Here is a 6,699-nt window from a genome sequence, read left to right as displayed (position 1 = left end):
TGCCCTACTGAAAAGCGGAGACGAGTATCGGTCAAAAGCCGCTTAAAAAACTTCCCTAAAACCATAGAATCTCCCACAGGGATCGCAAATCTTGAGAATTGTGAGAAATCTGTGGGTATTTCCACAGGTACGCACAAGTCTTGAAGGTTATGGGGTATCTGTGGGAGATTCTATGGTTCCTGGCAAGGGTAGCCGTTGCATCTTCAGTGCCTGTGAGATTGAGCGCCACCCGCGCCGGCGAGCGTTTCTCTGCTTGGGCATGGCCGAACACTTCGGTCAGCCGCGAAGGTATGCGTGCCAGGTGCGAGGTGATGGTGCCCAGGTCTTCGCCACGGTGGGTGAGCGCCACGTAAATCAAGCCACCGGCATTGATCACGTAATCGGGCGCATACAGTATCCCGCGGGTCTCCAGCTGGTCAGCCACCTGCAAGGTGGTCAGCTGGTTGTTCGCCGCCCCCGCCACTGCCGCGCAGCGCAGTTGCATCACGCTCTGCCCGTTCAGCACGGGCCCCACACCGCACGGGGCAAAGATGTCGCAGGGGGTGCTGATCAACGCATCGTGGGTCACCGGGTGGGCATCGAGCTGCTCAACAGCCAGCCGTACCCGCCCTGTGTCCAGGTCACTCACCAACAGTTCCGCCCCCGCCGCATGCAGTTGTTCGGCCAGGGCGTAGCCAACATTACCCAGCCCTTGCACCGCTACCCGCAGGCCTTCGAGGTTGTAGCTGCCCAAGCGGGCATAGGACGTGGCGCGGATGCCGGCGAATACCCCCATTGCCGCATGCGGTGAGGGATCACCCGAGGCCGTGGTACTGGTCACATGCGGCGTGCTCTGGGCGATGCAGTCCATGTCCAGGGTCGAGGTGCCACTGTCCACGGCAATGATGAAACGCCCTTGCAAGGTATCGACGAAGCGGCCGAAGGCCTCGAACAAAGCTGCGCGGTTTTCCACATGCGGGTTGCGCAAGATCACCGCCTTGCCGCCCCCAACGGGCAAGCCCGCCAGTGCCGCTTTGTAGCTCATGCCCTGGGCCAGGCGGATGGCGTCGGCCATGGCGCTTTCGTCATCGGCGTACGGCAGGTAGCGGCAGCCACCCAGCGCCGGCCCCAACTGCTGGCTGTGGATCGCCACCACCGCTTTCAGGCCCGTGGGCGGGTCGGTGAACAAGTGCAGTGACTGGGTACGGGTGCTTTGCATCAGCGCGAACATCGACAGGCTCCCCAACAGGTGCTGCACCCAGTATAAGCCCGGCCTCATGTTTGCAGCCGCCGGCAGACCACTGGACGAAACCCCGCACGGCAGCTAATACTCAAGCGAGTGTGGAGAAGCCCCATGAACCCACGTCAAGCCTGCCTGGCCTGCCTGGAACGCGAGCCCGTCGCCCTGCTGGAAGCCGCATTGTGGGTTGCCGCCGAGCACGACCCTAACGTCGCGCCTGCCGCCAGCCTTGCCACCGTGCACGACCTGCAGCGCGAAATCAGTGCCCACCTGCCCATGCTACCGTTGAGTGAACTGGCACAGCCTCTGCTGCGCCAACTGAATGCACTGGGGTTTGTGCAAGACGAATACCTGCCGTTGCGGCCACATGCCGCCATGCTGGACAAGGTGCTGCAACGCCGCCGAGGCCAACCGCTGGCCCTGGCCATCCTCGCCCTCGAGCTGGCCAGGCGTTTGTGCATACCGCTGGAGGGCGTGGGTTTTCCCGGGCACTTCCTGTTGCGCGTGCCGGGTGCCGACCACCTGCTCGACCCCTGTGGCGGCAGGCGCCTGTACCCCAGCGACTGTCGCGAGCTGCTGGCACGCCAGTTTGGCCCCGACCTCCCGCTGACGGCAGAGCACCTGCGCACCGCCAGCGCGCAGCAGATGCTGCAGCGCCTGTCGCGCAACCTGCGCCAACTGCATATCAGCAATGACAACCACCTGGCGGCGTTGATCGACGCCGAACGGGTCATGCAATTAGGGCCGGTGCAGGTCGCGGACTACATGACCCGCGCCTCGCTTTACCAACACCTGGACTGCCCCCAAGCCGAACGCTACGACCTGGAGCATGCCCTGCTGCTGACGGAAGACCCGGTCCAGCGCCTGAAGCTGTGCGAGCGCATCGGCAAGCTTCCGGCGGCGAACCGCTCACTTCACTGAGCCGGGGTGTCCGGCTGCCGGGCCGGGTGGGCCTGGGCGAATGCCGGGTGCGCGGCTGCCAGTGCGGCAACCCGTTGAATGCGCGGGCAACCGCCAAGGTCGACAGCGAAACGCTCAGCCGCGTACAACTGCGGAATCAGGTACACATCGGCCAGGCCCGGGGTATCGCCAAAACAGAAACCCTCATCGCCAATCAACTGTTCCACGGCCGCCAGCCCCTGGCTGATCCAGTGTGCGATCCAGTCGTTCACCTGGGCCTCGTCCTGACCGCCCTGGCGCAGCCGGTTCAGCACGCTGACATTGTGCAGCGGGTGAATGTCGCAACCGATGATCGCCGCCACACCGCGCACCTTGGCCCGCCGCTCGGCATTGGCCGGCAGCAGGGCGGGCTGTGGGTACACCTCTTCCAGGTACTCGATGATCGCCGGCGACTGCACCAGCACTTCACCGCCGTCATTGCGCAAGGCTGGCACGCGGCCCTGCGGGTTGACGGCCCTGTAGCCGGCGCCACGCTGTTCACCTTGCAGCAGGTTCACCGGCAAGGCCTGGTAGGCCAGGCCCTTGAGTGCCAGCGCGATGCGCACCCGGTACGACGAGGTGGAACGGTAATAGGTGTACAGCTCCATGCCCTGCCCCCTCAGTTGGCCGCGACTACCGTGCCACGGCATTCGCCGAAGCCGATGCTGGCCACGCCGTCACGCTGGCAGCGGGCGCGCAGGATGATCTCGTCACCGTCTTCGAGGAACTTGCGCACCTCGCCACTGGCCAGCTCCACCGGCAGTTTGCCGCCTTCGGTGATTTCCAGCAGGCTGCCGTACGAGCCAGGGGTGGCACCGGAGAGGGTGCCCGAGCCGAACAGGTCGCCCGGCTGCAACTGGCAGCCGTTGACGCTGTGGTGGGCAACCAGTTGGGCCACGGTCCAGTACATGCTGCGGGTGTTGCTCAAGGTCAGGCGGTGCGGGGCAAGGCCCTGCTCACGCATGCGCGCGGTCAGCAACAGCACTTCCAGCTCGATATCGAACGCGCCCGCAGCCTGGTCGCGCTCGTCCAGCAGGTACGGCAGTGGCTGCGGGTCGCCTTGCGGCCGGGCCGGCTGGGCGCAGCGGAACGGCGCCAGCGCCTCGGCGGTGACCACCCACGGCGAAATACTGGTAATGAAGCTTTTCGACAAGAACGGCCCCAGCGGCTGGTATTCCCAGGCCTGGATGTCGCGCGCCGACCAGTCGTTGAGCAGGCACAGGCCGGCCACGTGTTCGGCAGCATCACCTACCGCAATCGCTTCACCCATGGCGTTGCCCTGGCCTACCCAGATACCCAGTTCCAGTTCGTAGTCCAGGCGCGCACAGGGGCCAAAGCTGGGCTCGGTGTGCCCGGCCGGCAAGGTCTGCCCCTTTGGCCGGCGCACCTCGGTACCCGAGGGGCGGATGGTCGAGGCACGGCCGTGATAACCGATCGGCACGTACTTGTAGTTGGGCAGCAACGGGTTGTCGGGGCGGAACAGCTTGCCGACGTTCTTGGCGTGCTCGATACCCACGTAGAAGTCGGTGTAGTCACCGATCTGCGCCGGTACGTGCAACTGGCAGTCGCCGGCGTTGAGCAGGGCCGGCTTCAGCGCCGCCTGGTGTTCGCTGTGTTCACCCAGCAATGCCTGCAAGCGTTCGCGCAGGGCCACCCGCGCGCTGCGCCCCAATGCGAAGAATGCGTTCAGTGCCCCACCCCGGGTCGCCTCGACGGCAGCCTTGGCTGCGCCGTCGAACAGGCCGGCGGCCAGCACCGCCTCCAGGTCGAGGATTGCGTCGCCAATGGCCACGCCACAGCGCTTGGCTTCACCTGGCCGGCTGAAGATGCCCATTGGCAGGTTCTGCAGCGGGAAGTCGCTGTGCCCGTTGGCGTGCTCGACCCAGCTACGGGCAATGGCAGTGTGGTTCATGGGTTATCTCCGGTTCGGGTTGAAGGTGCTCGGCAAGGTGGCCCAGCAACTATCGTAGTCGGTCTGCAATTGCGGGCATTGCAGCGCCTGCACGCTCGGGCGCAGCACCTGGCTGGTCTCGAACATGAACGCCATGGTGTTGTCGACCTTGTGCGGGGCCAACTCGGCGGCAATGGCTTTTTCGCAGGTTTCGGCATCGGGCCCGTGGGCGCTCATCACCCCGTGCAACGACGCCCCACCCGGCAGGAAGCCCTCGGCCTTGGCATCGTAGGCACCCTGGATCAGGCCCATGAACTCGTTCATCAGGTTGCGGTGGAACCACGGTGGGCGGAAGGTGTTCTCGGCCACCATCCAGCGCGGCGGGAAGATCACGAAGTCCATGTTGGCCAGGCCATGCACGCTGGTCGGCGACGTCAGCACGGTGAAGATCGACGGGTCCGGGTGGTCGAAACTGACCGTACCCAACGTGTTGAAGCGGCGCAGGTCGTACTTGTACGGCACGTTGCTGCCATGCCAGGCAACCACGTCCAGCGGCGAATGCTGCAGTTCGCAGGCCCAGTGCTCACCCAGAAACTTCTGCACCAGCTGCTGCGGGCCGGTGGTTTCTTCGTAGTGCGCCACCGGGGTGAGGAAATCCCGCGGGTTGGCCAGGCCATTGCTGCCGATCGGGCCCAGGTCCGGGAGGCGCAAGGGGGCGCCGTGGTTTTCGGCGATGTAGCCGCGGGCCTGGCCGTCGAGCAACTCGACACGGAACTTCATGCCACGCGGGATCACCGCAATCTCCAGCGGCTCGACCTGCAGCACGCCCAGCTCGGTGGCAATGCGCAGACGGCCCTGTTCCGGCACCAGCAACAGTTCGCCATCGGCGTTGAAGAACACCCGTTCCATGGAGCGGTTGGCGCGATAGATGTAGATGCTCACGCCGCTCGGTTTGTCTGCCGTGGCGTTGGCCACCATCGGCAGCCAGCCTTCGATGAAGTCGGTGGGTTCGGCGGGAATCGGCTGGGGGCTCCAGCGCAGGCGATTGGGGTTGATGCCCCCCAGCGGGCCCTGTAGCGGTTGGCGCGCCAGGCGCTCGAAACGTGGGTGCAAGGCAGAGGGGCGGATACGGTACAACCAGGTCCGCCGCAGCTCGCTGCGGGCCATGGTGAACGCCGTGCCGGACAGCAGTTCGGCGTACAGCCCGTAGGGCGCCTGCTGCGGCGAGTTCTGCCCGACCGGCAAGGCACCGGGCAGCGCTTCGCTGGCAAACTCGTTGCCGAAGCCGCTGAGGTAGTGAAGGTCGGGTGATGGATCGCGATTCATCGGTGCCTCCGGGCTCTGGCCGAGCCGTTGCGGGCAGTTGGCTGCAGGCCCTGGGGTGGGCGGCAGCGGGTCTGCATTGTTTTTATCGTAATCAGATTACGAATAACGTAATTTGCTCCACGCATGGCGTCAAGCTATAAAGGCCCGACTGAAGAATCCGGAAGCAGCTGTCCATGGCCAAAGCCAGTACCACCGCCGACAACGGCAAGCAGAAAGTCCGCTCTGCGGAGGTCGGCACCGACATCCTCAAGGCCTTGGCTGAATTGGCCCCTTCCACCTCGTTGTCACGCCTGGCCGAGCATGTGCAGATGCCGGCGAGCAAGGTGCACCGCTACCTGCAGGCATTGATCGCCAGCGGGTTTGCCGAACAGGATGCTGCCACCAACCATTACGGCCTGGGGCGTGAGGCATTGCGGGTGGGGCTGGCGGCGCTGGGCAGCATCGACGTGCTGAAAATTGCTGCATTGCCCCTGTCGCAACTGCGCGACGAACTGAACGAAAGCTGCTTCATCGCCGTATGGGGTAACCAGGGCGCGACCGTGGTCAGCATCGAGCCCGCGGTGCGGGCGGTGACCGTGGTGACGCAGATCGGTTCGGTGCTGCCGCTGCTCAGCTCATCGACCGGGTTGGTGTTCGCTGCCTACCTGCCCGAGCGGGAAACGGTGGACCTGCGTGATCGTGAACTGGCCGCCCTGCAGCACTCTGCCGACGATTATCAAGCGCTACTGGCCGGCATACGCGAACGTGGCCTGCACCATGTACACGGCTTGTTGATGCCGGGCGTGGATGCATTGTCGGCCCCGGTATTCAATGCCCTGGGGCAGGTTGCGGCGGTGATGACCGTGGTCGGGCCTACATCGATCTTCCATGCCGACGAGCATGGCCCGGCGGCACAGCGGTTGCTGGCGGCAACGCGGGAAACCAGCTGGCGAATGGGCTACTCGCCCGCGGCTTGAACAGTTGCGCAACTGTTGCCCGAAACGTAAAGGTGAATGTCATAAGCGGCTATTTTTCCTACGGGATCAAGCGCTTATTCTTTACTCACTGGCCGGCATGAAGGGCTCTCCCCCCCGCCTTTCAGGCCTGCGAGGTGCACTGACGTAGATTTTGAAGCTCCTTGATCTAACGTCTCGATTGGCCGCTGCGGCTTGCAGCGGCTTTTTTTTACGCTGAATAATGACGCCCGCGGACACCGGCAAAGCCTCAGGGCCACGCGACACCTCAACCTGTAGGAGCAACTGTCTTTCCCAAAATTTGAAAAGCCTGCGCGATTCATTGTGGGAGCGGGCTTGCCCGCGAAGCAGGCGACGCGGTGTCTGGCACC

At 64.5% G+C, this 6,699-nt stretch carries 5 protein-coding genes and 1 pseudogene; 2 read left to right on the top strand and 4 right to left on the bottom strand.

Annotated features, from left to right (window positions below; all coding sequences use genetic code 11):
* Window positions 1–223: 223 nt before the first annotated feature.
* Window positions 224–1,210: pseudogene (locus QME24_RS24410) on the bottom strand (Glu/Leu/Phe/Val dehydrogenase dimerization domain-containing protein); the annotation flags it as partial.
* 123 nt (window positions 1,211–1,333) lie between these two features.
* On the opposite strand from QME24_RS24410, the gene QME24_RS24405 reads away from it, so the two are divergent.
* Window positions 1,334–2,140, top strand: a complete 807-nt coding sequence (locus QME24_RS24405) for a tetratricopeptide repeat protein (RefSeq protein WP_054906056.1) — start codon at window positions 1,334–1,336, stop codon at window positions 2,138–2,140.
* Here QME24_RS24405 and maiA read toward each other — a convergent pair.
* Genes maiA through hmgA form a run of 3 tightly spaced genes read right to left on the bottom strand, consistent with a single transcriptional unit; the run spans window position 2,134 to window position 5,375 of the window.
* Complete coding sequence (gene maiA, locus QME24_RS24400) at window positions 2,134–2,766, bottom strand: maleylacetoacetate isomerase (RefSeq protein ID WP_054906055.1); 633 nt, start codon at window positions 2,764–2,766, stop codon at window positions 2,134–2,136. The genes QME24_RS24405 and maiA overlap by 7 nt on opposite strands.
* An 11-nt stretch (window positions 2,767–2,777) precedes the next feature.
* Window positions 2,778–4,070, bottom strand: a complete 1,293-nt coding sequence (gene fahA / locus QME24_RS24395) for a fumarylacetoacetase (RefSeq protein WP_235768071.1) — start codon at window positions 4,068–4,070, stop codon at window positions 2,778–2,780.
* Window positions 4,071–4,073: 3 nt separating this feature from the next.
* A complete protein-coding gene (hmgA, locus tag QME24_RS24390) occupies window positions 4,074–5,375 on the bottom strand; it encodes a homogentisate 1,2-dioxygenase (protein WP_054906053.1) in 1,302 nt (433 codons plus the stop codon).
* A 173-nt stretch (window positions 5,376–5,548) separates the two neighbouring features.
* Between hmgA and QME24_RS24385 the strand changes: the two genes are divergently transcribed.
* Window positions 5,549–6,331, top strand: a complete 783-nt coding sequence (locus tag QME24_RS24385; protein WP_009682676.1) for an IclR family transcriptional regulator — start codon at window positions 5,549–5,551, stop codon at window positions 6,329–6,331.
* Window positions 6,332–6,699: the final 368 nt, after the last annotated feature.

Origin of the sequence: Pseudomonas sp. PARCl1 (assembly GCF_947311875.1) — a bacterium.
GTDB classification, from domain to species: Bacteria; Pseudomonadota; Gammaproteobacteria; order Pseudomonadales; family Pseudomonadaceae; genus Aquipseudomonas; species Aquipseudomonas juntendi.
This window is presented reverse-complemented; position numbering and strand designations above follow the sequence as displayed.